The sequence below is a fragment of the Terrabacter sp. Ter38 genome, assembly GCF_024519435.1.
In the GTDB taxonomy this organism is placed as follows: domain Bacteria; phylum Actinomycetota; class Actinomycetes; order Actinomycetales; family Dermatophilaceae; genus Terrabacter.
In genome coordinates this window covers 152,084-174,348 of sequence record NZ_JALJRZ010000004.1, presented here as the reverse complement: position 1 = coordinate 174,348, position 22,265 = coordinate 152,084, and the positions used below count along the sequence as shown (strand labels likewise).

Sequence of the window (22,265 nt, the reverse complement as noted above, 5' to 3'; positions counted from 1 at the left end):
ACTGATCCAACAATGTCGATCAATAGCCCGCAGCTTCCCGACTACGAGCTCCCCGACGCGGTGGAGCTGACGACGCCTGCCCAGCTGCGCGCCATCGCCGACCCGCTGCGTTCCTCGATCCTCGACCTCGTGCTCGAGCGGGCGGCCACCGTGGCCGAGCTCGCCGCCGCCGTCGGTCGGCCGAGGAGCACCGTCGCCCACCACGTGGGCGTGCTCGTCGACGCCGGCATGCTGCGCGTCGTGCGGACCCGCCGGGTGCGCGCCATCGACGAGCGCTTCTACGGCCGGACCGGCCGCACCATCACCATCGGTGTGTCCCGCCACCCGGGCGACCCGACGGTCCCCGTCTGCGTCAACGGGCTCTCGGTCGCCGCAGCCGAGTCGGTCCCGGCCCACGAGGACGACACGCTCTACTCGACGCTGCGGCACGTCCGGATCCCGAGGGAGAGCGCGTCGGAGTTCTGGCGCCGCGTCGAGGGACTCGTGCGCGAGTTCACCGCCCTGCCGCGCTCGGGCGACACCGTCTACGGCCTCGCCGTCGGCCTCTACCCCACCGACCAGCCCGTCCTGCCCGAGGCCGAGGCCGCCGACGAGGAGGCACCATGACCGCCGACAAAACGGCCGGACGTGGCCACGTCCCGACATACGCTCTGGAGGTCAGGACACTGACGAGGCTGAGGAGGAACTCGCTCATGAACCAAGGACCTTCGGCTCCTCCCGGCTGGTACCCGGCCGGCGAGGGCGAGCGCTACTGGGACGGACGCGCGTGGACACCGCACACCCGGCCCCCGATGGCGCCTCCGGTCGCGGCGACCGATGTCCACGGGCTGCCGCACCAGGCATCGGGCGCGCCGTGGGGACCAGCCGACTGGCCGCCGCCGACACCCTCCCCAGGCCCTCCCGGAATGGTCGGCACCCCGGTCTACTACGCCCAGGTGGCACCGAAGAGCCCGGCGCTCTCCGTGCTCGCGTCGTTCTTCCTGCCAGGCCTCGGCAGCATGATCAACGGCGACGTGGCCAAGGGCGTCGGGATCCTCATCGGCTACCTCATCAGCTGCGTGCTCGTCATCGTCGTCGTCGGGATCGTCGGCGTCTTCGGCTTCTGGGTGTGGGGCATGGTCGACGCGGCAGCGGGTGCGAGGCGCTGGAACGCGCGCCACGGGATCCTCAGCTAGGGCCCGAGATCCCGAGCGTCAGAACGGGTCGATGTCGCCGTTGAGGCACGGGTTGTAGAGAAACGTCCCACCGAAGGTGGCGGAGCAGCGGGCCGTCCTGTCGTCGGACGCCGGCACTGTCGGCACCGCGACCGGGTACTGCACGACGCGCGGCGAGACGGGGAGCTCGAGGATCTCCCCGTTCGGCCGCAGCAGGTCGAAGGTCACCGCCCGCCCTTGCTGGATGTTGGCGATCGCGTTGCGGCACGGGACCGACGCCGGCATGGCGATGGCTTCGAGGAAGTCGCCCACCACGCGGGTCCGCGCATACTCCTGCAAACCGCTGGCCAGGCTCGACATCGCGAGCTCGCAGCCCTTCTCACGTCCCTGGTCGCCGGCACCGGAGGAATCGTCCCCTCCACCGGAGTCGTCGCCACAGCCGGCCAGCCCGGCCATCATCACGACGATTGCGACTGCCACGAGGCCACGCACCGCCCGACCTCCCGATCGACCAACCATGCCCCACGGTAGGACCCGGGGCGCCGCCGCGTCCCCGCAATGAGACGAGCGCGCGGCTCAGTCCTCGAGGTCGCCCTCGACGTCGAGGTAGACCTGCTGGAGGTCCGCCATCAGTTGGGGGTCCGGCTCCTCCCATAGGCCGCGGTCGACGGCCTCGTGGAGCCGCTCGATCATGCCGTGCAGCGCCCACGGGTTGGCGTGCTGGAGGAAGTCGCGGTTCTCCTTGTCGAGCACGTAGGTCCGGGCGAGCTGCTCGTACATCCAGTCGGTCACGACCCCGGCCGTCGCGTCGAAGCCGTAGAGGTAGTCGACGGTCGCCGCGAGCTCGAACGCGCCCTTGTAGCCGTGCCGCCGCATCGCCGCGATCCAGCGCGGGTTGACGACCCGCGCCCGGAAGACGCGCGCCGTCTCCTCGGTGAGGCTGCGGGTGCGCACCGCGTCCGGCGTCGTGGAGTCGCCGACGTACGCCTTGGGCTCGCGCCCGGTGAGCGCGCGGACCGTGGCGACCATGCCGCCGTGGTACTGGAAGTAGTCGTCACTGTCGGCGATGTCGTGCTCGCGCGTGTCGATGTTCTTGGCGGCGACGTCCATCCGCGCGTAGGTGCGCTCCATGTCGGCCCGAGCAGGTATGCCGTCCAGCTCGCGCCCGTAGGCGAAGCCGCCCCACGTCGCGTAGACCTCCGCGAGGTCGGCGTCCGAGCGCCAGTTGCCCGACTCGATGAGCGGGAGGATGCCGGCGCCGTAGGAGCCGGGCTTGCTGCCGAAGATCCGGGTCGTGGCGCGGCGGGCGTCACCGTGCTCGGCGAGATCGCCGGCGACGTGGGCCCGGAGGTAGTTGTCGTCGGGGGACTCGTCGAGGTCGGCCACGAGCTGCACGGCGTCGTCGAGCATGGCGATGACGTGCGGGAAGGCGTCGCGGAAGAAGCCGGAGATGCGGACCGTGACGTCGATGCGCGGCCGGCCGAGCTCGGGGAGCGGGATGGCGTCGAGCCCGACGACCCGGCGCGACATCTCGTCCCAGCGGGGGCGCACGCCGAGGAGCGCCAGCACCTCGGCGATGTCGTCGCCCGACGTGCGCATCGCCGACGTGCCCCACACCGAGAGACCGACCGACCGCGGCCACTCGCCCGTGTCGGCCCGGTGCCGGGCGAGCAGGTCATCCGCGAGGCGCTGTCCGGTCTCCCAGGCGAGTCGGCTCGGGATCGCCTTCGGGTCGACGGAGTAGAAGTTGCGCCCGGTCGGCAGCACGTTGACGAGGCCGCGCAGGGGCGACCCCGAGGGCCCGGCCGGGACGTAGCCGCCGTCGAGCGCATGGAGCACCGCGTCGATCTCGCCCGTCGTCGCCCGCAACCGCGGGACGACCTCGCGGCACGCGAACGCGAGGGAACGGCATACGCCATCGGTGTCTGCCTGCGGGTCGGCGCCCAGCCGGTCGCGCACGACGCCTGGCACCGCGGCTTCGTCCCAGTCGGCCTCGGCGAGAGCGGCGACGAGTGCGCTCGCCTGCTCCTCGGCGTCGTCGACGGACGAGCGCTCGGATTGCCCCTCACTCAACCCGAGCGCCGTCCGAAGTCCCGGCACGGCGCCCACGGCACCGGCGAAGACCTGGTTGGCCCGCAGGATCGCGAGTACGAGGTTGGCGAGGCCCTCCCCCGTGGGGGCCTCGCCAAGAACATGGAGTCCGTCCCTGATCTGGACGTCCTTGACCTCGCAGAGCCAGCCGTCGACGTGCATGACGAACTCGTCGAAGGCATCGTCGTCGGGCCGGTCCTCGAGCCCCAGGTCGTGGTGCATCTGAGCGGACTGGATGAGCGTCCAGATCTCGGCGCGCAGGGCCGGCGCCTTGGCCGGGTCCATGACGGAGACGTTGCCGTACTCGTCGAGCAGCTGCTCGAGTCGGGCGATGTCGCCGTAGGACTCGGCGCGCGCCATCGGGGGCACGAGGTGGTCGACGATCGTCGCGTGGGCGCGGCGCTTGGCCTGGCTGCCCTCGCCGGGGTCGTTGACGAGGAAGGGGTAGACGAGGGGAATCGAGCCGATCGTCGCGTCGGGCCCACACGCGGCGGACAGCGCGAGGTTCTTGCCGGGCAGCCACTCGAGGTTGCCGTGCTTGCCCATGTGGACGACGGCGTGGGCGCCGAACTGCCTTGCGAGCCAGTCGTAGACGGCGAGGTAGTGGTGGGTCGGCGGGAGGTCGGGGTCGTGGTAGATCGCGATGGGGTTCTCGCCGAAGCCGCGCGGGGGCTGGACGAGGACGACGACGTTGCCGGCGCGGATGCTCGCCGCGACGAGCTCGCCGTCGGGGTCGGTGTGGCGGTCGACGAAGACCTCGCCGGGCGCCGCGCCCCAGTGCCTCGTGACGGCGTCGCGCAGCCCGTCGGGCAGCGCGTCGAAGTGCTCGCGGTAGCGGGCGGCCGGGATGCGCACCGGATGGCCGCTCAGCTGCGCCTGCGTCAGCCAGTCCTCGTCCTGCCCACCGGCCTCGATGAGGGCATGGATGAGGGCGTTGCCCGCGGTCGTGTCGGGCGACTCGCCGTCGACCGGCTCGAGCGGCCCGGTGCCGGGGATCTCGCCCGGCTCGCCGAGGTCGTAGCCGGCGTCGCGCATCGCCCGCAGCAGCCGGATGATCGAGACCGGCGTGTCGAGACCGACGGCGTTGCCGATGCGCGAGTGCTTGGACGGGTAGGCCGACAGGACGACCGCGATCCGCCGCTCGGCCGGCGGGGTGTGGCGCAGGCGGGCGTGGTTGACGGCGAGCGTGGCGAGGCGCGCGCAACGCTCGGGGTCCGGCACGTAGTGCGGCAGGCCGTCGGCGTCGGTCTCCTTGAAGGAGAAGACCCCTCCGATGATGCGGCCGTCGAACTCGGGCACGGCGACCTGCGTCGCGACGTCGAGCGGGCTCATCCCGTCGTCGCTCGCGTCCCACTGGTCGCGGCTCCACGTCAGGCAGAGGCCCTGGATGATCGGGACGTCGAGGGCGGCCAGTGCCTGCACGTCCCACGCCTCGTCGTCCTCGCCGGCGCTCGCCGTGCCCGGCCTGGTGCCGCCCGCTGCGAGCACCGTCGTCACGAGGACGTCGTATGCCGTGAGGTGCTCGAGCAGGTCGGCGGGGGCGTCGCGCAGTGACGAGACGTGGACCGGCACGCCGACACCTCCGGCCGCGTCGACGGCGTCGGCGAGGGCGTGGACGTAGGCGGTGTTCTCGGCGGCGAACTGGGCCCGGTAGAAGAGGATCCCGACTCGAGGACGGAGGTCACCCCCGGCCGCAGGCTGGGGCTCCGGGCGGTCGAGGACGCCCCACGTCGGCAGGGTGACGGGTGGCTCGAAACCCTCGCCCGTCATGAGGAGCGTGTCGCCGAGGAAGGCGTGCAGCTCCCGGAGGTTGGCCGCGCCGCCCTCGGCGAGGTAGCGATGGGCCTCGGCGACGACGCCGGGCGCGACGGTCGAGAGCTCCATGAGGGCGGCGTGCGGGGTCTGCTCGCCACCGAGCACGACCATCGGCGTGTCCGTGGCCCGGATCCGGCGGAAGCCCTCGCAGAGGTCCTGGGGGCCGCCGAGGATGCGGGCCACGACGATGTCGGCAGCCTCGATGGCCTCGGCCAGGGACGTGTGTCCGGGACGCGAAGGGTTGGCGACCAGGTAGTCGGCACCGCTCCCGCGGGCACACAGCAGGTCGGTGTCAGACGTCGAGAGCAGCGCGATGCGCGTCACTGGAACTCCTCGGCGGGGTGTCCGCGCCCCGCGGTCGAAAGGAAAGAGAAGCGCTGCCGGCAGTTCCTGACTCACCGCCTCCCTCACGGGTGGCGACTCACAGTGGCGGGACCGTCCCGGATTCTCACCGGGTTCCTGGATCGACGACGCTGGCCCCACCATAGCCCGGGACGGCCGGCTTGACCTCGCCGGGCTCGGGCCTAGCATGTGCCGCGTGACCGCCCCGTCGAGCCGAGAGCGCCGGGCAGGCGACGCCTGTCCCGGTGTCGGGCGACCCTTCGTCGCGGTCGACGGCTCGATCGTGCGGCTCCGTCCTGCCGGCCAGCCGGTGCGCATCGAGGCCCTGTCCGATCTCATGGATGTCGTTGCCGGACAGCCGGATCCGGCGATCCAACTGACGTCGCGTGGGGCCCTGCAGCTGCGCGGGCTCCCCGACCCGCTGACGCCGCGGATCCGTGACGCGATCCGGGCGACGGGACTCGTCCCCTCGGCGACCCACGAGCTCGTCCGCAACATCGTCGCCTCGCCACTCTCCGGCCTCGACGGCGCCGGACACTGTGACCTGCGTCCCGTGACCCGCGCCCTCGACGCCGCGCTCCGCACCGATCCCGCCCTCTCCCGCCTCGGCGGCCGCTTCCTCCTCGTCCTCGACGACGGCCGTGGTGACGTCGTGGGCGAGTCCTTCGACCTCGGCGTGTTCGCGACCGGTCCCGGTCGCTGCGTCGTGCTGGCTGGTGCCATCGACCGCGGCTGGGAGGTGCCGCTGGCGGCCGCCGTCCCCCGGCTGGTCGCCCTCGCGCACCAGTTCGTGCAAGCGGCCGGTGGCGACGAATCCATCTGGCACGTCAACGAGCTCGCGGTGCCGCTCGGACCCGAGCCGACGGCCGAGCTCGACCTGCCACGTCGGCCGGAACGCCCGCTCGGCTCAGTCGGCGACCACGCCGTCGTGGCCGTGCCACTCGGCCTGCTCCGACCCGGCCACGTCGCCACGCTCGCCGGAGTCACGGACCGCGTGCTCGTGACTCCGTGGCGCTCGCTCGTCATCGAGAAGGCCGCCGCAGCACTGCCCGAGCTCGAGGCAGCGGGCCTGGTGACCCACGCCGGCTCACCCTGGACCCGGCTGCACGCCTGCACCGGCCTCCCGGGGTGCGCCCGGTCCGCTCTCGACACCCGAGCCCTGGCCCGCGACCTCGCCCCGGTCCTGCCGGGCGGCCACCTCCCCGTGCACGTCAGCGGGTGCGAGCGTCGGTGCGGAACGCCCGCGACGGCATACGTCGACGTGCTGGCCCCGCGGTCCACCGAGCAAGCCTTGTCCACCATCGCCGAGCAGGAGTCCTCATGGACGTGACCACCGAGACACGGCAGGCGCCGACGCGCCGCTACGACTACGTCACGGACGGGGCGGAGATCTATCGCCGGTCGTTCGCGACGATCCGGCGGGAGGCCCGGCTCGACCACCTTCCCGAGGACGCCCGAGTCGTGGTCGTCCGCATGGTGCACGCGAGTGGCGACGTCGACCTCACCGAGCACATCGCCGTGCACCCCCGACTCGTCACGGCCGCGCGGACCGTGTTGCGGTCCGGTGCGCCCATCCTCACCGATGCGCACATGATCGCCTCCGGCATCACCCGGGCCCGGCTGCCCCGCGACAACGAGGTCGTCTGCACGCTGCGCGACGAGCGGGTTCCGGCTCTCGCACAGGCTTGGGGCACGACGCGATCCGCGGCCGCCGTCTCGCTCTGGGGCGACCGGGTCGACGGCGCCGTGGTCGCCATCGGCAACGCGCCCACGGCGCTCTTCCACCTCCTCGAGACCATCGCCGACGGTGGCCCGCGCCCGGCCGCCATCATCGGCATCCCCGTCGGCTTCATCGGCTCCGCGGAGGCGAAGGTCGCCCTGGCCGACAACCCCTTCGACATCCCATGGCTCGTCGTGCACGGTCGGCGCGGTGGCTCAGCCCTCGCGGCCGCTGCCGTCAACGCCCTGGCCCGCGAGGAGGAGCTGTGACCGGCTGGCTCCGCGGCGTCGGCGTCGGGCCGGGCGACCCCGAGCTCGTCACGGTCAAGGCCGCGCGGCTCATCGGCGAGGCCGACGTCCTCGCGTTCCACAGCGGGCCGCGGGGCGACTCGATCGCCCGACGCATCGCCGCCTCGTACTTCCGTGAGGGAGTCGTCGAGGAGCTGCTCGTCTACCCCGTCACCACCGGCGCGACGGACCACCCACTCGGCTACCACGGCCTCATGGCCGACTTCTACGACGAGTCGACCGATCGCCTTGCCGCACATCTGGACTCGGGCCGCAACGTCGTCGTCCTCGCCGAGGGGGACCCGCTCTTCTACGGCACCTACATGTACCTCCACGACCGTCTCGCCGACCGCTACGACACCGCGGTCGTCCCGGGTGTCACGTCGGTCAGCGGGTCGGCGGCCGCCGTTGCCACCGGCCTCTGCCGGCACGAGGACGTGCTGACCATCCTGCCCGGGACGCTGCCGGTGCCGGAGCTCGCGCGCCGGCTCGCCGACACCGAGGCTGCGGTCGTGATGAAGCTCGGCCGCACCTTCGAGAACGTCCGCGACGCCTTGCACCAGGCCGGACGGCTCGACGAGGCGCGCTACGTCGAGCGGGCCAGCTCCGATGCCGAGCGGGTGCTCCCCGTCGCCGAGGTCGACGCCTCGACGGTGCCGTACATGTCGATGGTCGTCGTCCCCGGTCGCGACCTGCGGGCCGACGCGGCCGGGCGTGCGGCATCCTCTGGCATCAGCGATCTGGCTGTCCCGCAAGAAGGTCCGGTGGACGACGCCCAGGGCGAGGTCGTCGTCATCGGCCTCGGACCCGGCCCCGACCGCTGGCTCACCCCGGAGGCGTCGGTCGCGCTCGCCGAGGTCGGTCACGTCGTCGGCTACGCGCCCTACGTCAACCGGGTCCCGCAGCGCGAGGGCCTCACCCGTCACGCCTCCGGCAACACGGTCGAGGTGGACCGCGCCCGGGACGCCCTCGAGCTGGCCCGCAAGGGCGAGCGGGTCGCGGTCGTCTCCGGTGGCGACGCCGGAGTCTTCGGCATGGCGTCGGCGGTCTTCGAGGCGGCTGAGATGCACGGCTACACCGACGTGCCCGTGCGCGTGCTACCCGGAGTCACTGCAGCCCAGGCCGTGGCGGCTCGAGCCGGCGCACCCCTGGGCGGCGACTTCGCCATCATGTCGCTCTCCGACCGGCTCAAGCCGTGGCACGTCATCGAGAGGCGCCTGCGGGCCGCCGCGTCGGCCGACCTCGTCGTCGCTCTCTACAACCCCGCCTCACGCAGCCGGACCGAGCAGGTGGCCCGCGCCCGCGAGGTGTTCCTCGAGGAACGCGACCCAGCCACCGTCGTCGTCGTGGGTCGCGACGTCGGCCGAGCCGAGGAGTCCCTCACGGTGACGACCCTCGCCGACCTAGACCCGGCGACGATAGACATGAAGTGCCTCGTCATCGTCTGCGCGTCCGGCACCCGCCGCACCGGCGCCGGCCAGGTCTGGACCCCCCGCTTCGTCCCGTGACCCCCGCTGGCTCAGCCGGAGGAATGTTCATCTCGCCACGATGTCAGCGACCGCAGGCTGTCGCAGACCACGTCGAGCGGACCGACATCGGTGCCATCCTGTGGGCATGGAGCTGGAGTTCAGCGCCGAGGTCTGGGAGTGGCGAGGTCCGTCGCCCTACTACTTCGTCACCGTGCCCGAGGACGAGTCGCAGGCGCTCCACGACGTGGCCCACGTCAGCTATGGCTGGGGCATGATCCCGGTCACCGCACGCATCGGGCGCACCCGGTGGACGACGTCGTTGTGGCCCAAGGACGGCCGCTACGTCGTCCCCCTCAAGGTCGCCGTCCGTCGCGCCGAGGACGTCGAGGAGGGCGACACCGTCGAGGTGGGGCTGGACGTCCGCACCGACTCCTGACGCGGCGCCTCAGACCGCCGTCCACGTCAGCGACAGCCCGCTCGGGGCGAACACCTGCTGCGCGAGCGGCGCCGGCACGTCCGCGACACCCGGGCCGCCGAGCGCGACCCACCCGGTGACCGCGTCGACCGTCTCGTCGTCGAGCACGGCGCGCACCCACACGGGCCGACCGCCGGCGCGGCGACCGACCACCGACGGCGTCACGACGACGACGTTCGACTCGTCGCAGGCGAGCAGGCACGCACTCCGCAGCACGCGGGCGCTCCCGCGGGTGCCGACCTCGAGGCGGGCCAGGAGCCCGTCGTGGTCGACCCCGGGGTGCTTGCCTTCCGTGCCGCAACAGCAGTCGCGGCACACGCGCACCATGCACGTGCGGGTGGAATCGCTGTCAGCAGAGGCGTTCTCGTATGCCGTCACGCCGACACGGACGTGAGAGCCCGCTGGGGCGCGGCGACCCGTTCCAGGAGCAGCCCGAAGACGAGACCCAGCGTGAGCCACATCGTCGCGAGCTGTGCGAGGGAGGCGAGCCGGAAGTCCCAGATCAGGCCCGCCGGCACGTCGGGAGGCACTGCGTCGGGCGAGCCCGGCACGAGCACCAGCACGAGCACGACGAGAACGACGGTCGCGACGACGTCGACGGCCCACCGAGTGGACGGCACCGTCCCACGCGCCGCGAGACGCTGGTCGAGCACCGGCACGAGCAGGGCGACCACGACCCCGAGGAGGAGGACGACGGCATACAGCATCGTGCGCTGCCCGACAGTCTCCGGGTTGCCCACTGCCGGTGGGTTCGATGGGATCTTCAGTGCCGGAAGGAGACTCACGGCTGCGAAGCCGATCGTGGCGAGCACCATCGATCGGCCGAAGTCGCCCCGACCGGGGAGCCGCTCGCGCATCCTGGCGAAGACGACGGCGAAGATGACCCCGACGGCGACCCCGACGAGCACCGCCGTGACGGCGCCTCCGACGACCTGGACGGCCCGGGACACGAGGGGCTCGTCGCCACCGTGGGCCGGCAGACCGGCGGGCGCCGACTGGCCGCCGTGCATCGAGCGCACGTCCTCGATGGCGAGGGCCCGACGGATGACCGGCTCGACGACGAACCAGATGACGACGGCGGCCGCGAGACCTGCGGACACGCCGGCAAGGACCCCGCGCCGCAGCACGGAGCCGAAGCTCAGGCCCACCTCAGTGGCAGGGGACGCCGAGAGCGTGACGCGCGTCATGCGTCAGCTCGTGGAGCATCTGCGCAGCGGAAGCGCTGAGCAGGGCCCCGTTCTCCTGCGAGACGACATAGAGCGCGAAGACGGCGAACGCCAGCAGGGCCCACGCCCAGACGGGGACGCGGACGCTGGTGGACGGGGAGACGGCAGACGCCGATGCAGCAGTGGTCATGGCAGATTGACCCTTTCGTTCCATGCCTCGTGGACAGATCGCGCCGCAGCCGGTCTCCTGGCTTCCAGATCGTCACGCCTCCCCAGCCTTCCCAGCGACCCGGCGTCAACCTGAGGTCACCAGTGGCGAATGGTGGGGACTTGCTCCCTGGTCACAGTGGCGAGGACCACGTCGGAATCACACCGACTTCCCGTGCACTGCGGCACTCGCATCCTGACACAGCCCGTCCGAACACGCCACGGGGACCCTAGGCGCCCGGCGTGTTTCGGGTGATCCGCGTGCCGTAGAGGTGCGACTCGACGAAGTCGTCGGTGTCGCGCGCGGCGAGCGCGCGTCCGACGAGGATGACCGCGGCCTGGCGCAGTCCGGCGGCCTCGACCTGGTCGGCGATGTCGGCCAGCGTGCCGCGCAGCACGAGCTGGTCCGGCTGCTCGGCGTCGGCGACGACGACCACGGGGCAGTCGTCCCCGTAGTCGCCGACGAGAGACGCCATGAGCTCGCGCGTGCGGCGTATCGCGAGGTGCAGCACGAGCGTGGCCCGGGACCGCGCGAAGTGGGCGAGCGACTCCGTCTCGGGCATCTGCGTCGAGTCGCGGTGCGCCCGGGTCAGCACGACGGACTGCGCGACCTCCGGAACCGTCAGCTCGCGACCGATGAGGGCCGCAGCAGCGGCGTACGCGGGAACGCCGGGCGTCACGTCCCACGGCACCCCCGCGCGGTCGAGCCGCCGGGTCTGCTCGGCGACGGCGGAGTAGAGCGACGGGTCGCCGGAGCACAGCCGTGCCACGTCGTGGCCGGCCGCGTGCGCGCGGACGCAGTGCTCGGTGATGGCGTCGAGATCGAGGTGCTGGGTGTCGACGAGCTCGGCTCCCTCGGGGCAGTGCGCGAGCACCTCCGACCCGATGTAGGTGCCGGCATAGAGACACACCTGCGCCTCCCCGACGAGCCGCACCGCGCGGAGCGTCAGCAGGTCGGCGGCACCCGGGCCGGCACCGATGAAGTGGACCGTCATGCCTCAGTCTCCGAATCCGTCTGTGTCACCGGTTTTTCCACCGACCATTGCACGATCGACCGCCCCGGCTTCCAGCCGTGGAACGACCCGATCGTGTCGAGGTCCTCGACGGCGATCCGGGTCATCGATCCACCGAACCGCGCCCGCACCTCGTGGAGCAGCACCTCGGTCTCGACCGTGACGCCGTGGACGACGAGCCGTCCCCCCGGCACGAGCGCCGCCCAGCACGCGTCGAGCAGCGGGCCGGTGGCTCCGCCGCCGACGAAGACGGCGTCCGGACGAGGCAGCTCCGCGACCGCGCCGATCGACGCCGCCTCGACGACCCGCACCCCGGGCACCCCGAGCGCACGGGCATTGCGCCGCACCCGCTCGGCCCGCTCCGGGTCACGCTCGACCGAGTGGACCTCGTTGCGCGGGTGCTGCCGTGCGAACTCGATGCCGACCGACCCGGCGCCGGCGCCGAGGTCCCACATGACGTCGCCGGGCTGCGGGGCGAGGTGGGCCAGCGCGGCCGCCCGCACGACGCGCTTCGTCAGCTGCCCGTCGTGGTCGTATGCCGTCTCGTCGAGTCCCGGCACGAGCGACCTCGGGCTCCGCTCGGGATGGGGCTCGCACTCGACGCAGACGAGGCTCAGCCGAGGGGCGGGACGGCCGTCCCATGATGCGGCCACCCCGTCGATGCGCGACTCCGCCGGTGAACCGAGGTGACCGAGCACCGTGAGCCGGCTGCCGGCATACCCCTCCTCGACGAGCAGCGAGGCGATGCGTGCGGGGGCGTCGTCGCCCGACGTCAGCACGACGAGCCGGGCCCGCGGCGCCAGGTCCCGGCGCAGCCGGTCGACGTCACGCCCCAGGAGGGTTACGACATCGGAATCCTCTGCGGCCCAATGCATCCGGGCTCGGGCGAGGGCAACCGACGAGACACCGGGGTGGATGCGCACCGCGTCGACACCCAGCTCGCGCACGAGGGTCGACCCGATGCCCGAGACGAGCGGGTCCCCGCTCGCGAGCACGACGACCCGACCGGTGCCGACGTCGTCGAGGACGCGCTGCAGGGCCGGGAGCAAGGGCGACGGCCACGGCACGAGGCGCCGGCCAGGACGGACCCCGAGCATCGCGAGATGCCGCTCACCGCCGACGACGACCTCGGCCTCGTCGACGAGCCGGCGGCCGTCGGGGCCGAGGGACTCCAGCCCGGACGCACCCACGCCGACCACCTCGATCACAGCGGCGACCCTAGCGCGACGATCCGGGGGCATTCGTTATGACCGTTCCGGCCCGATACGCCCCACCTCGGCCCCATGATGTTTATCGCACGTCGTCGGGGGACGGCTGGCAGCCAGATGGCGACAGGGGAGGAACACCAGATGACCGACGTCCACCAGGGATCGGAGCAGGTCCCGACGGCCCGACTGACCACGATGAGCGCGCGCGGGGGCGGGGTGTCGTTCGCCGTGCCCGAGCACTGGGACGCGATCGAGCTCTCGCCGGACGGGGACGTCGTCGCCGCCGTCGAGCCGGACGACTCCGACCGCTTCCGGACCAACGTGGTCCTCACGTTCGCAGACGTGCAGGGCTCGCTCGCCGAGTGGCAGCGCACGACCCAGCGCCGGGAGTCGCAGGAGCTCGACGGCTATCTCCTGCTGGACCACGAGGAGGTCACCGTGGGCGGCCACGTCGGGCTCCGCCGGCTGACGACCCACTCGACCCCTGCCCATGAGTCCGTGACCACCGAGTCGTGGACGACCCTCGTCGACGGCACGGGTCTCACGCTGACCGCCCGTGTCGCCACCCCGCGACTCGCGCAGCTGGCACCCGTCCTCGATGCCGTCGCGGCGAGCCTCGTCATGCGCACCGACGGTCTGGTGCCCGCATGAGCGTGACGTTCGACGCCTCGACCACCCGGCTGCGACTCGACGCCGACGCCTTCATCACCCTCGTGGAGTACGCCACCGACCCGGAGGGCGCCTGCGAGGACGTCGTGGAGCGCCTCAGCGACGCCGGCGCGGTCGCCGACGGTGCCCCGCACCCCGTCCTGCGCAACGCCCTGGCCGCCGTCACCAGCTCGCTCGGCTCGCTCCAGGTGCTCGTCACCCGACCCGACGGAGTGCGCCTCCACCAGGCCTGGGTGGCCTTCGTCAGCGCCATGCTCACCGACCTCGCCGACGGCACCTATGACTTCGCGGCCGTGAGCACCGAGTTCGTGCCGACGACCATCGCGCAGCTGACCGGGCTGCAGGCCCGGCCCCGTCTCGACGCGGCGTCGGCCGTCGTAGACGAGTCGCTGCTCGACGACCTCGCCTCCAACTCCGTGGCTGCCCGCACCGCCGGCAGCGAGGCCCTCGCCGGCCTGCTCGCGCCGTGGCCCCGCGCCAGCGCGGCCGTGCGTACCGGACGGTGGCAGCTGTCGGTCGTCGACATCGCCTTCCAGGCGCGGGACCGCACGGTCGTGCGTCGACTCGCATGGGTCGACGTCGACGCGGGACTGCTGCGGGTCGAGGCCGACGAGCACGGTCCCGCGCTGGTGCCCACGACATCGACCGCCGTGTGGCGGGCCATCGTGTCGATCATGCCGACCGACGCCGAGACGGGCCCCGAGACCGGCACCGTGGCACAGTCGGCCTGAGCCGCCGGGCGCCGCACCCCTGCGACGTGGCAGACTGCCGCTGGCGACTGGGAGAGGAATCCGGTGCGAATCCGGAGCGGTCCCGCCACTGTGAACCTCCGACCACGCGGTCGGCGGAAGCCAGGGCATCTCCCGTCGCTGGTCGCGCCCGCCGGGCGCGTCCGGTCCACCGACGCGGGCGCGGCACCCGCAGGAGGCTCGCAGTCACATGCGCGACGGCTCGAACGACGTCGAGAACGACGTCCCGAACGACCTAGACCAGCACGGGTCACCACCCGACACCTTCCCCTTCTCGGCCGTCGTCGGTTCCGACGACCTGGCCCTGGCGCTCGTCCTCACGGCGGTCTCGCCCGAGGTGGGCGGCGTGCTCGTGCGCGGCGAGAAGGGCACGGCCAAGTCGACGATGGTGCGCGGGCTCGCTGCCGTGCTCCCCAGCCAGCAGGTCGTCGAAGGCTGCCGCTTCGGCTGCGCGCCGGGCGACGGAGCCGGCTGCCCCGACGGGCCGCACGACCCGCACGCCGAGGCCGGCACCCGAGCGGCCCGCCTCGTCGAGCTGCCGATCGGCGCCACCGAGGACCGTGTCGTCGGCTCGCTCGACCTCGAGCGGGCGCTGGGACGCGGCGAGACGGCATACCAGCCGGGCCTGCTCGCGGCCGCGAACCGCGGCATCCTCTACGTCGACGAGGTCAACCTCCTCCACGACCACCTCGTCGACCTGCTGCTCGACGCAGCGGCCATGGGCCGCAACACCGTCGAACGCGACGGCGTCTCGGTCTCGCACGCCGCACGGATCGTCCTCGTCGGGACGATGAACCCCGAGGAGGGTGAGCTGCGCCCGCAGCTGCTCGACCGCTTCGGGTTGACCGTCGAGGTCGCCGCGCCCCGGGAGCCCGCGCTGCGCGCCGAGGTCGTACGCCGACGGCTGGCCTTCGATGCCTCGCCGGCTGCGTTCGCGGCCCGGTTCGAGCACGACCAGGAGGCGCTGCGCGCACGGATCGCCGACGCCCGGTCGCGGGTCGGGGACGTGACCCTGACGGACGAGATGCTGACCCGGATCGCGGTCGTCTGCGCCGGTTTCGAGGTCGACGGTCTGCGCGCCGACATCGTCACGGCCCGCGCCGCCGTCGCCCACGCGGCCTGGTCGGGCCGCACGGTGGTCACCGTCGCCGACGTCCGGGCGGCGGCCCGGCTGGCACTGCCGCACCGACGGCGCCGCAACCCCTTCGACTCTCCCGGCATCGACGAGGACCTCCTCGACGAGCTCCTCGGCGACGACCAGCCGGATCCCGAGCCCGAGCCCGACCCAGGTGACGGCGGCGAGCCGGAGCCCGGCGACGACGAACCGGCCCACGACGGCGAGGCGCGGCCGAGCACGTCGTCGGAGACGGGACGGACCCACGGGCAGGAGTCGCCACGACAGCCCGAGCCGCAGCGGGCGGAGCACGAGCGGGGCGATGGCGAGACGGAGTCGGCGGAGGCGCCTGCGGGCGTGGCTGCCGCGTCGGGAATCAGCGCCGCCGACGAGCCGTACCGGGCGAACATGCTGCGCGCCAAGGGAATCGGACAGGGTGACCCGGGACGCCGCTCGGCCGCCCTGACGAGCACCGGACGCCGCGTCGGATCGACAACCGCCCGCACCGGTCCGGTCCACGTGCCCGCGACGATCCGCGCGGCCGCGGGGCGCGGCCCCACGAGCGATTGGTCGGGACGCCTGCGAGTGCTCCCCGGCGACCTGCGCCGGTCGGTCCTGCAGGGTCGGGAGTCCAACCTCGTGCTGCTCTGCGTCGACGCGTCCGGCTCGATGGCCGCCCGCAAGCGGATGGAGGCCGTGAAGTCTGCGGTGCTCTCGCTGCTCCTCGACGCCTACCAGCGACGCGACAAGGTCGGCCTCGTCACCTTCCGCGGGTCCGACGCCGAGCTCACCCTGCCGCCGACCGGCTCGGTCGACATCGCAGCCCGGCGGCTTCGCGACCTCCCCCACGGCGGACGGACACCGCTCGCGGAGGGGCTCGCGACGGCATACGACACGTTGCGCGTCGAGCGCCTGCGTGACCCGAACCGGCGCGCGCTCCTCGTCGTCGTCACGGACGGCCGGGCCACGAGCGGCGCCGACGCGCTGGGCCGTGCCGCGCGCGTCGCCACCGCGCTGCGCGGCGAAGGGGTCGAGAGTGTCGTCCTCGACTGCGAGTCGGGGCGCTTCCGGATGGGGCTGGCAGCCCGGCTTGCCGAGCACCTCGGCGCCGACCACCTGCCCGTCGGCGACCTCGCCGCGTCGGCCATCGTGCGCGCCGCGCACGCCTCCCGTGAGCGGGCCGCGTGATGCGCGGCCAGCCGACGACCGTCCCCGAGGACGGCCTCACCACGCGCCAGCGGCGCAACCGACCCCTGCTCATCGTCAACACCGGCGACGGCAAGGGGAAGTCGACCGCCGCCTTCGGTCTGGCCCTCCGCGGCTGGAACCAGGGCTGGTCGGTCGGTGTGTTCCAGTTCGTCAAGAGCGCGAAGTGGCGCATCGGCGAGCAGACCGCCGTCGAGACCCTCGCCGATCTGCACCGCGAGACCGGCAGGGGCGGTCCGATGGAGTGGCACAAGATGGGCGCCGGCTGGTCCTGGACCCGCAAGGAGGGCACCGAGGACGACCACGCGGAGGCGGCTCGCGAGGGGTGGGCCGAGATCAAGCGCCGGCTCGCTGCCGAGACGCACGCGGTCTACGTGCTCGACGAGTTCACCTACCCGATGGCGTGGGGGTGGATCGACGTCGACGACGTCGTCGCGACCCTGCGCGACCGCCCGGGCCACCAGCACGTCGTCGTCACCGGACGTCGCTGCCCGCAAGCCGTCCTCGACCTCGCCGACCTCGTGACCGAGATGACGAAGGTCAAGCACCCGTTCGACGCGGGCCAGAAGGGACAGCGAGGGATCGAGTGGTGAACGCCTTCAGCAGCGCCGTCGACGCGGCCGTCACGGTGCTTCCGCGCCTCGTCGTCGCCGCCCCCGGCTCGGGCCACGGCAAGACGACCGTGGCGACCGGGCTCATGGCCGCGCTGCGCGCCCGGGGCCTCGGGGTCTCGGGCTTCAAGGTGGGCCCGGACTTCATCGACCCCGGCTACCACGCGCTCGCCACGGGCCGACCCGGGCGCAACCTCGACCCGTTCCTCTGCGGCCAGGACCAGGTGGCGCCGCTCCTCGTGCACGGCGCGAAGGCCGGCGGACCGACCGACGTCGCCGTCGTCGAGGGCGTCATGGGCCTCTTCGACGGGAGGATCGGCGGCGACGGCTACGCCTCGACCGCGCACGTCGCGATGCTGACCCGCACGCCGGTCGTGCTCGCCCTCGATGTCAGCCACATGACGCGCACCGCGGCTGCGATCGTCCACGGTCTCGCGACCTTCGAGCCCGGGGTCCACGTCGCCGGGGTCGTCCTCAACAAGGCGGCGTCGGGCCGGCACACGCGCGAGGTCTGGTCGGCACTCGAGGCCACCGGGGTCCCGGTCCTCGGAGTGCTGCCGCGCGACGCCGGCATCGAGGCGCCGTCGCGCCACCTCGGTCTCGTGCCCGCCGCCGAGCGCGAAGAGGCCGCCCGGTCGGTGCGGCGGCTCGCCGAACGCGTGGCCGAGCACGTCGACCTCGACGCGGTCCTGTCGATCGCCCGGTCGGCCCCCGACCTCGACGTCCCGGCATGGGACGCCGCCACCGTCCTCGGCGAGGCCGCCCGTCCGGCCTCGACCGGGCGGCGCCCCGTCGTGGCCGTCGCGGGCGGCCGTGCCTTCACCTTCCGCTATGCGGAGACCGACGAGCTGCTCCGGGCCGCGGGCCTCGAACCGGTGGTCTTCGACCCGCTCCACGCCCGGTCGCTGCCCGCGGGCACGGCCGGGCTCTACCTCGGCGGCGGCTTCCCCGAGGTCCACGCCGAGGACCTGTCGGCGAACTCCCTTCTGCGGCACGACATCCTGGACTCCGTGCAGTCGGGACTGCCGACCGTGGCCGAGTGTGCGGGCATGCTCTACCTCTCCGAGTCCGTCGACGGCCACGAGATGGTCGGCGCGATCCCGACGGCGGGGGCCATGGGCCCTCGCCTGACCCTCGGCTACCGCACCGCCATCGCTCCCGGCGACTCGGTGCTCGGGGTGGCCGGCACCCGCGTGACAGGCCACGAGTTCCACCGGACGACCGTCGGCGCGGGGCAGCGGCCCGGCTCGGCCGCCTGGCTGCTCGACGGGACGCCCGACGGCTTCGCCCTCGACCCCGCCGGCACCGGCCGCGCCACCCTGCACGCGTCCTACCTCCACACCCACTGGGCGGGTCACCCCCGGCTGGCCGCCTGCTTCGCCGAGGCCGTCCACGCGTATGCCGTCACGACCGCCCCGGGCCGGAGGGCGTCGTGAGCGCCCCGGTCGACCTGCACCACCACGGTGACCGGGACGTCGTCCCGGGTCTCGTCGACCTCGCCGTCAACGTCCGGCTGCCCGCGCCGCCGCCATGGCTGGCCGACGTCATCGCGGACTCCCTTCAGGACCTCGGGAGATACCCGGACCCGGCACCGGCGGTCGCTGCCGTCGCGCGACGGCACCGCGTCGACCCCGAGTGCGTGCTGCCGACCGCGGGCGGGGCCGAGGCGTTCACGCTCGTCGCCCGGGCGGTCGCCGGCAGCCGCCCGGTCGTCGTGCACCCGCAGTTCACCGAGCCCGAGGCAGCCCTCGTCGCCGCCGGTCGCCCGGTCGGACGGTGCGTGCTGCAGCACGAGGACGGCTTCCGCCTCGACCCGTCGTCCTTCGCCCCGGCGGGTGAGCACGCCGACGCCGACCTCGTGTTCGTCGGCAACCCGACGAACCCCACGGGTGTGCTGCACCCCTCCGGCGCCGTGCGGTCGCTGCGCCGCAGCGGTCGCGTCGTCGTCGTCGACGAAGCCTTCATGGACGCTGTGCCGGGCGAGTCCGAGTCGGTCGTCGGCCCCGACCTCGAGGGCCTGATCGTCGTCCGGTCGCTGACGAAGACGTGGGGCCTGGCCGGTCTGCGCGCCGGCTACGTCGTCGGCGACCCCGCGCTCGTCGCCGCCCTGCGCGACGTGCAACCGCCGTGGTCCGTCTCGAGCCCGGCCATCGCCGCCACGGTCGCCTGCCTGTCCGAGCGCGCCGTCGCCGAGGCCGAGGAAGCGGCCGTCGCCTTCGCCGCCGACCGTGCGGTCCTCGTGCACGAGCTCGCCGCTGTCGGGCTCCGCACCGCGGCCCCGTCGACAGCGCCCTTCGTCCTCGTGGACACGAGCCCTCTCGGTGCAGGGTCCGTCCGCGAGGGCCTCGCCCGCCTCGGGTTCGCCGTGCGCCGGGGCGAGACGTTCCCCGGACTCGGCCCGACGTGGATCCGACTCGCGGTGCGTGACCCCGAGACCTCACGCAGCATCGCTGCGGCGCTCGACGACCTGAGGAGAGTGCGCCATGTCGCCTGAGCTGAGCTTCTCCGGCCTCTCGGTCCTCGTCGCGCGCATCGCACCGCACTCGGTCGCGACGGTCCACGCGCTCCTGGGCGACGGGGCCCGCGTGACCGTCGCCGCGGCGCTCGACGACCTGCCGACGTCGCTGCGCGACCTCGCCGAACGCGGGCTCGTCACGCTCGTCCCGCAGGCCGACCCGACGGCATACGACGTCGTCCTCCGCGGGGACCCGTCGACGTCTCCCGCGCCGACCCCGGACGTCGCTGTCGCAGAAGGCCGGCCGGTGGTCGGGACGGTGACGCTCCTCGGAGGCGGCCTCGGCGACCCCGGCCTGCTGACCGTCGCCGGGATCGAGGCCATCCGGCAGGCCGACGTGATCGTCCATGACCGGCTCGCGCCGCTCAGCGCGCTGCGGCACGCCCGCGACGACGTGCACGTCGTCGACGTCGGCAAGATCCCGCGCGGCGACTTCACACCGCAGGACCGGATCAACGACCTCCTCGTCGAGCACGCACTCGCTGGTCAGAACGTCTTGCGCTTCAAGGGAGGCGACAACTTCGTATTCGGCCGCGGCGGTGAGGAGGCCGAGGCCTGCGCGGCGCGCGGCATCCCCGTCGTCGTCATCCCGGGCATCTCGTCGAGCATCGCCGCACCGGCCCTCGCCGGCATCCCCGTCACGCACCGCAGCCTCGTGCAGGGATTCACCGTCGTCAGCGCCCACGTGCCGCCGGGCGACCCCCGCAGCACGCTCGACTGGGCGGCCATCGCGCGGAGCCGCACCACGATCGTCGTGCTCATGGGCGTCGCCACGCTGGGAGCCGTCGCCGAGACCCTCGTCGCCGAGGGATTGTCGCCGAACACCCCTGCGGCCGTCGTGGCCGACGCGGGGCTGCCGAGCATGCGAACGGTCCGAGCATCCCTGCGCGACATCGACGCCACCGCCCGCCGTGACGGTCTCGGCGCCCCTGCCGTCGTCGTCATCGGTGACGTCGCAGCCCTCGACGTCCTGCGATGAGCCGCTCCGCCGGACTGGTCCTGGGCTGGGCGCTCGACCAGGCGTTCGGGGACCCGCGCCGCTGGCACCCCGTGGCCGGGTTCGGCTCGGCTGCAACGGCCCTCGAGGGGCGGACGTATGCCGTCCATCGGGCTCGCGGCGTCTCGCACGTCGCGCTGCTCGTGGGCACCACCGTCGGCCTCGGCGTCCTGGCGGAGCGGTCGACCCGGAGGAGCCGCGTCGCCCACACCCTCGTGACCGCTGCGGCGACATGGGCCGTGCTCGGCGGTCGCTCACTGACGCGGGAGGCGTCCGCGATCGACGGCCAGCTGCGGCAGGGTGACCTCGCGGCCGCCCGTGTGCAGGTGCGCAACCTCGTCGGGCGGGACACGACGCGGCTCGACGCCGACGATGTCGCGCGCGCCTGCATCGAGTCGCTCGCCGAGAACACGTCCGACGCCGTCGTCGCACCGCTCCTGTGGGGTGGCCTTCTCGGCGTCCCCGGCCTGCTCGGCTATCGAGCCGTCAACACGCTCGACGCGATGGTCGGTCACCGCAACGACCGCTACCGCGAGTTCGGCTGGGCCGCAGCGAGGCTCGATGACGTCGTCAACTGGGTCCCGGCGCGGGTCGCGGCCGGACTGGCTCTGGCGAGCGCCGAGTCGAGGGAACGAGCTGTCGCCGGCTGGAGGGCGATCCGGCGTGACGCCCCGGCCCACCCGAGCCCCAACGGCGGCGTCGTCGAGGCGTCCTTCGCCGGTGTGCTCGGGGTGCGGCTCGGTGGCTCGAACAGCTACGAGGGCGAGATCGAGGACCGCGGCACCCTGGGCGACGGCCCGGCGGCGAGGGCCCACGACATCACCCCGGCCGCTCGCCTCGCGCAGCGCGTCAGCGTCGGCTCCCTCGCCGTCGCGGTGGTCATCGCCTGCACCGCGACAACCCGCCGTCCGGCGCGCCGCCGCGCCACCTGACCTGCGCCGACCGCAGGAACCGACCACGTGGCGCCCAACTGCGGGCGGACCGGGAGAAGGGCGGTCAGGGAGCGAGGTCGACCTCGTCGCCGACGCTGATCGTCCCGGACGTCAGCAGCCGGAAGACCGTCCCGGCCCGCGCGTGCAGCGCCCGCGCCGCGCCCGGGCCGAGGTTGTCGTCGAGGAGGCGACAGGGCGCCGCGATGCGCACGACCTCGAGCTCGACGTCGCCGATGGTGATGCGGTCGCCCGGCCTCGTGGGGATCGTCCCGCCCGAGATCGTCAGGTTGCGTCGCGTCAGCCCCGGCTCGACCGGGCGCCCGAGGTCGGCGGCCGCTGCCTCGAGGTCGGGCACCGACTGGATCGTCACGTGCCGGTGCCGGCTGCCGTGGTAGCGGTCCCCCACGAGCCCGGCCCCCGCTTCGGCCTCGACCCTCGGGACCGAGCGCGTCGGCAGCCGGCGACCCTTGGCGACGTGGATGGAGACGACGGTCGGCGGCCCGGTGGGTGGGTCGAGGTGCATGC

The 22,265-nt window shown here is 73.4% G+C and carries 22 protein-coding genes and 3 riboswitches; of the genes, 14 read left to right on the top strand and 8 right to left on the bottom strand.

Annotated features, from left to right (window positions below):
* Nucleotides 1–12: 12 nt before the first annotated feature.
* Both NR112_RS10595 and NR112_RS10590 read left to right on the top strand, forming a co-directional pair.
* Complete coding sequence (locus tag NR112_RS10595; protein ID WP_256794150.1) at nucleotides 13–606, top strand: winged helix-turn-helix domain-containing protein; 594 nt, start codon at nucleotides 13–15, stop codon at nucleotides 604–606.
* Nucleotides 607–692: 86 nt separating this feature from the next.
* Nucleotides 693–1,175: a DUF2510 domain-containing protein gene (locus NR112_RS10590; protein WP_256794149.1), complete on the top strand. Its 483-nt coding sequence runs from the start codon at nucleotides 693–695 to the stop codon at nucleotides 1,173–1,175.
* A gap of 18 nt (nucleotides 1,176–1,193) precedes the next feature.
* On the opposite strand, the gene NR112_RS10585 is transcribed toward NR112_RS10590, so the two are convergent.
* Both NR112_RS10585 and cobN read right to left on the bottom strand, forming a co-directional pair.
* Nucleotides 1,194–1,646 (bottom strand): hypothetical protein, encoded by a 453-nt coding sequence (locus NR112_RS10585; RefSeq protein ID WP_256794148.1) that lies wholly within the window; start codon nucleotides 1,644–1,646, stop codon nucleotides 1,194–1,196.
* Nucleotides 1,647–1,730: 84 nt separating this feature from the next.
* Complete coding sequence (gene cobN / locus NR112_RS10580) at nucleotides 1,731–5,384, bottom strand: cobaltochelatase subunit CobN (RefSeq protein ID WP_256794146.1); 3,654 nt, start codon at nucleotides 5,382–5,384, stop codon at nucleotides 1,731–1,733.
* A gap of 40 nt (nucleotides 5,385–5,424) precedes the next feature.
* Nucleotides 5,425–5,568: riboswitch (cobalamin riboswitch) on the bottom strand.
* 21 nt (nucleotides 5,569–5,589) lie between these two features.
* Between cobN and NR112_RS10575 the strand changes: the two genes are divergently transcribed.
* From NR112_RS10575 to NR112_RS10560, 4 genes are all read left to right on the top strand, one after another.
* The gene (locus tag NR112_RS10575; RefSeq protein WP_374512145.1) at nucleotides 5,590–6,732 is read left to right on the top strand and encodes a precorrin-3B synthase; all 1,143 of its coding nucleotides are present in this window, start codon (nucleotides 5,590–5,592) and stop codon (nucleotides 6,730–6,732) included.
* Nucleotides 6,723–7,391, top strand: a complete 669-nt coding sequence (locus NR112_RS10570; protein ID WP_256794141.1) for a precorrin-8X methylmutase — start codon at nucleotides 6,723–6,725, stop codon at nucleotides 7,389–7,391. The genes NR112_RS10575 and NR112_RS10570 overlap by 10 nt, the downstream gene beginning before the upstream one ends.
* Nucleotides 7,388–8,917, top strand: coding sequence for a precorrin-2 C(20)-methyltransferase (locus NR112_RS10565; RefSeq protein ID WP_256794139.1), 1,530 nt, complete (start codon nucleotides 7,388–7,390; stop codon nucleotides 8,915–8,917). The genes NR112_RS10570 and NR112_RS10565 overlap by 4 nt, the downstream gene beginning before the upstream one ends.
* 106 nt (nucleotides 8,918–9,023) lie before the next feature.
* On the top strand, nucleotides 9,024–9,314 hold the full coding sequence (locus tag NR112_RS10560; protein WP_256794137.1) for a DUF1905 domain-containing protein: 291 nt from the start codon (nucleotides 9,024–9,026) through the stop codon (nucleotides 9,312–9,314).
* Nucleotides 9,315–9,323: 9 nt separating this feature from the next.
* Here NR112_RS10560 and NR112_RS10555 read toward each other — a convergent pair whose 3' ends face one another.
* The 5 genes from NR112_RS10555 to cbiE form a co-directional block, all read right to left on the bottom strand.
* The gene (locus NR112_RS10555) at nucleotides 9,324–9,731 is read right to left on the bottom strand and encodes a hypothetical protein (protein WP_256794135.1); all 408 of its coding nucleotides are present in this window, start codon (nucleotides 9,729–9,731) and stop codon (nucleotides 9,324–9,326) included.
* Complete coding sequence (locus tag NR112_RS10550) at nucleotides 9,728–10,540, bottom strand: CbtA family protein (RefSeq protein WP_256794133.1); 813 nt, start codon at nucleotides 10,538–10,540, stop codon at nucleotides 9,728–9,730. The genes NR112_RS10555 and NR112_RS10550 overlap by 4 nt, the downstream gene beginning before the upstream one ends.
* Nucleotides 10,503–10,709: a CbtB-domain containing protein gene (locus NR112_RS10545; protein WP_256794132.1), complete on the bottom strand. Its 207-nt coding sequence runs from the start codon at nucleotides 10,707–10,709 to the stop codon at nucleotides 10,503–10,505. Before NR112_RS10545 ends, NR112_RS10550 begins: the two co-directional genes overlap by 38 nt.
* Before the next feature lie 29 nt (nucleotides 10,710–10,738).
* Nucleotides 10,739–10,926, bottom strand: a riboswitch (cobalamin riboswitch).
* Between the two features lie 30 nt (nucleotides 10,927–10,956).
* Nucleotides 10,957–11,721: a cobalt-precorrin-4/precorrin-4 C(11)-methyltransferase gene (locus NR112_RS10540; protein WP_256794130.1), complete on the bottom strand. Its 765-nt coding sequence runs from the start codon at nucleotides 11,719–11,721 to the stop codon at nucleotides 10,957–10,959.
* Complete coding sequence (gene cbiE, locus NR112_RS10535; protein ID WP_256794128.1) at nucleotides 11,718–12,947, bottom strand: precorrin-6y C5,15-methyltransferase (decarboxylating) subunit CbiE; 1,230 nt, start codon at nucleotides 12,945–12,947, stop codon at nucleotides 11,718–11,720. The genes NR112_RS10540 and cbiE overlap by 4 nt, the downstream gene beginning before the upstream one ends.
* A 141-nt stretch (nucleotides 12,948–13,088) precedes the next feature.
* Between cbiE and NR112_RS10530 the strand changes: the two genes are divergently transcribed.
* The 8 genes from NR112_RS10530 to NR112_RS10495 all read left to right on the top strand — a co-directional run bounded on the left by NR112_RS10530 (nucleotide 13,089) and on the right by NR112_RS10495 (nucleotide 21,740).
* Entirely contained in the window at nucleotides 13,089–13,598 is a 510-nt protein-coding gene (locus NR112_RS10530) for a hypothetical protein (RefSeq protein WP_256794126.1), read from the top strand.
* Nucleotides 13,595–14,347, top strand: a complete 753-nt coding sequence (locus tag NR112_RS10525; RefSeq protein ID WP_256794124.1) for a hypothetical protein — start codon at nucleotides 13,595–13,597, stop codon at nucleotides 14,345–14,347. The genes NR112_RS10530 and NR112_RS10525 overlap by 4 nt, the downstream gene beginning before the upstream one ends.
* A gap of 56 nt (nucleotides 14,348–14,403) precedes the next feature.
* Nucleotides 14,404–14,475: riboswitch (cobalamin riboswitch) on the top strand.
* A gap of 80 nt (nucleotides 14,476–14,555) precedes the next feature.
* A complete protein-coding gene (locus tag NR112_RS10520; RefSeq protein WP_256794122.1) occupies nucleotides 14,556–16,667 on the top strand; it encodes a magnesium chelatase subunit D family protein in 2,112 nt (703 codons plus the stop codon).
* Nucleotides 16,667–17,278 (top strand): cob(I)yrinic acid a,c-diamide adenosyltransferase, encoded by a 612-nt coding sequence (cobO, locus tag NR112_RS10515; RefSeq protein ID WP_256794121.1) that lies wholly within the window; start codon nucleotides 16,667–16,669, stop codon nucleotides 17,276–17,278. Before NR112_RS10520 ends, cobO begins: the two co-directional genes overlap by 1 nt.
* Nucleotides 17,275–18,732, top strand: a complete 1,458-nt coding sequence (locus NR112_RS10510; protein WP_256794120.1) for a cobyrinate a,c-diamide synthase — start codon at nucleotides 17,275–17,277, stop codon at nucleotides 18,730–18,732. Before cobO ends, NR112_RS10510 begins: the two co-directional genes overlap by 4 nt.
* Complete coding sequence (gene cobC, locus NR112_RS10505; RefSeq protein ID WP_256794119.1) at nucleotides 18,729–19,790, top strand: Rv2231c family pyridoxal phosphate-dependent protein CobC; 1,062 nt, start codon at nucleotides 18,729–18,731, stop codon at nucleotides 19,788–19,790. Before NR112_RS10510 ends, cobC begins: the two co-directional genes overlap by 4 nt.
* Nucleotides 19,780–20,790 carry a uroporphyrinogen-III C-methyltransferase gene (gene cobA / locus NR112_RS10500; RefSeq protein WP_256794118.1) on the top strand — a complete coding sequence of 337 codons (1,011 nt, stop codon included), beginning with the start codon at nucleotides 19,780–19,782 and terminating at the stop codon, nucleotides 20,788–20,790. Before cobC ends, cobA begins: the two co-directional genes overlap by 11 nt.
* Nucleotides 20,787–21,740: a cobalamin biosynthesis protein gene (locus tag NR112_RS10495; RefSeq protein WP_256794117.1), complete on the top strand. Its 954-nt coding sequence runs from the start codon at nucleotides 20,787–20,789 to the stop codon at nucleotides 21,738–21,740. The genes cobA and NR112_RS10495 overlap by 4 nt, the downstream gene beginning before the upstream one ends.
* Before the next feature lie 64 nt (nucleotides 21,741–21,804).
* Here NR112_RS10495 and NR112_RS10490 read toward each other — a convergent pair whose 3' ends face one another.
* On the bottom strand, nucleotides 21,805–22,263 hold the full coding sequence (locus tag NR112_RS10490; protein ID WP_256794116.1) for an MOSC domain-containing protein: 459 nt from the start codon (nucleotides 22,261–22,263) through the stop codon (nucleotides 21,805–21,807).
* Between the last annotated feature and the right edge of the window lie 2 nt (nucleotides 22,264–22,265).

What these genes read in the sequence shown, in the direction of transcription:
- NR112_RS10490 (WP_256794116.1), bottom strand. Translation starts at nt 22,263, where the DNA reads ATGCACCTCGACCCACCCACCGGGCCGCCGACCGTCGTCTCCATCCAC.
- NR112_RS10590 (WP_256794149.1), top strand. Translation starts at nt 693, where the DNA reads ATGAACCAAGGACCTTCGGCTCCTCCCGGCTGGTACCCGGCCGGCGAG.
- NR112_RS10575 (WP_374512145.1), top strand. Translation starts at nt 5,590, where the DNA reads ATGTGCCGCGTGACCGCCCCGTCGAGCCGAGAGCGCCGGGCAGGCGAC.
- NR112_RS10560 (WP_256794137.1), top strand. Translation starts at nt 9,024, where the DNA reads ATGGAGCTGGAGTTCAGCGCCGAGGTCTGGGAGTGGCGAGGTCCGTCG.
- NR112_RS10540 (WP_256794130.1), bottom strand. Translation starts at nt 11,721, where the DNA reads ATGACGGTCCACTTCATCGGTGCCGGCCCGGGTGCCGCCGACCTGCTG.
- NR112_RS10530 (WP_256794126.1), top strand. Translation starts at nt 13,089, where the DNA reads ATGACCGACGTCCACCAGGGATCGGAGCAGGTCCCGACGGCCCGACTG.
- NR112_RS10545 (WP_256794132.1), bottom strand. Translation starts at nt 10,709, where the DNA reads ATGACCACTGCTGCATCGGCGTCTGCCGTCTCCCCGTCCACCAGCGTC.
- NR112_RS10495 (WP_256794117.1), top strand. Translation starts at nt 20,787, where the DNA reads ATGAGCCGCTCCGCCGGACTGGTCCTGGGCTGGGCGCTCGACCAGGCG.
- NR112_RS10595 (WP_256794150.1), top strand. Translation starts at nt 13, where the DNA reads ATGTCGATCAATAGCCCGCAGCTTCCCGACTACGAGCTCCCCGACGCG.
- NR112_RS10550 (WP_256794133.1), bottom strand. Translation starts at nt 10,540, where the DNA reads ATGACGCGCGTCACGCTCTCGGCGTCCCCTGCCACTGAGGTGGGCCTG.
- cobA (WP_256794118.1), top strand. Translation starts at nt 19,780, where the DNA reads ATGTCGCCTGAGCTGAGCTTCTCCGGCCTCTCGGTCCTCGTCGCGCGC.
- NR112_RS10570 (WP_256794141.1), top strand. Translation starts at nt 6,723, where the DNA reads ATGGACGTGACCACCGAGACACGGCAGGCGCCGACGCGCCGCTACGAC.
- cobO (WP_256794121.1), top strand. Translation starts at nt 16,667, where the DNA reads ATGCGCGGCCAGCCGACGACCGTCCCCGAGGACGGCCTCACCACGCGC.
- NR112_RS10525 (WP_256794124.1), top strand. Translation starts at nt 13,595, where the DNA reads ATGAGCGTGACGTTCGACGCCTCGACCACCCGGCTGCGACTCGACGCC.
- NR112_RS10520 (WP_256794122.1), top strand. Translation starts at nt 14,556, where the DNA reads ATGCGCGACGGCTCGAACGACGTCGAGAACGACGTCCCGAACGACCTA.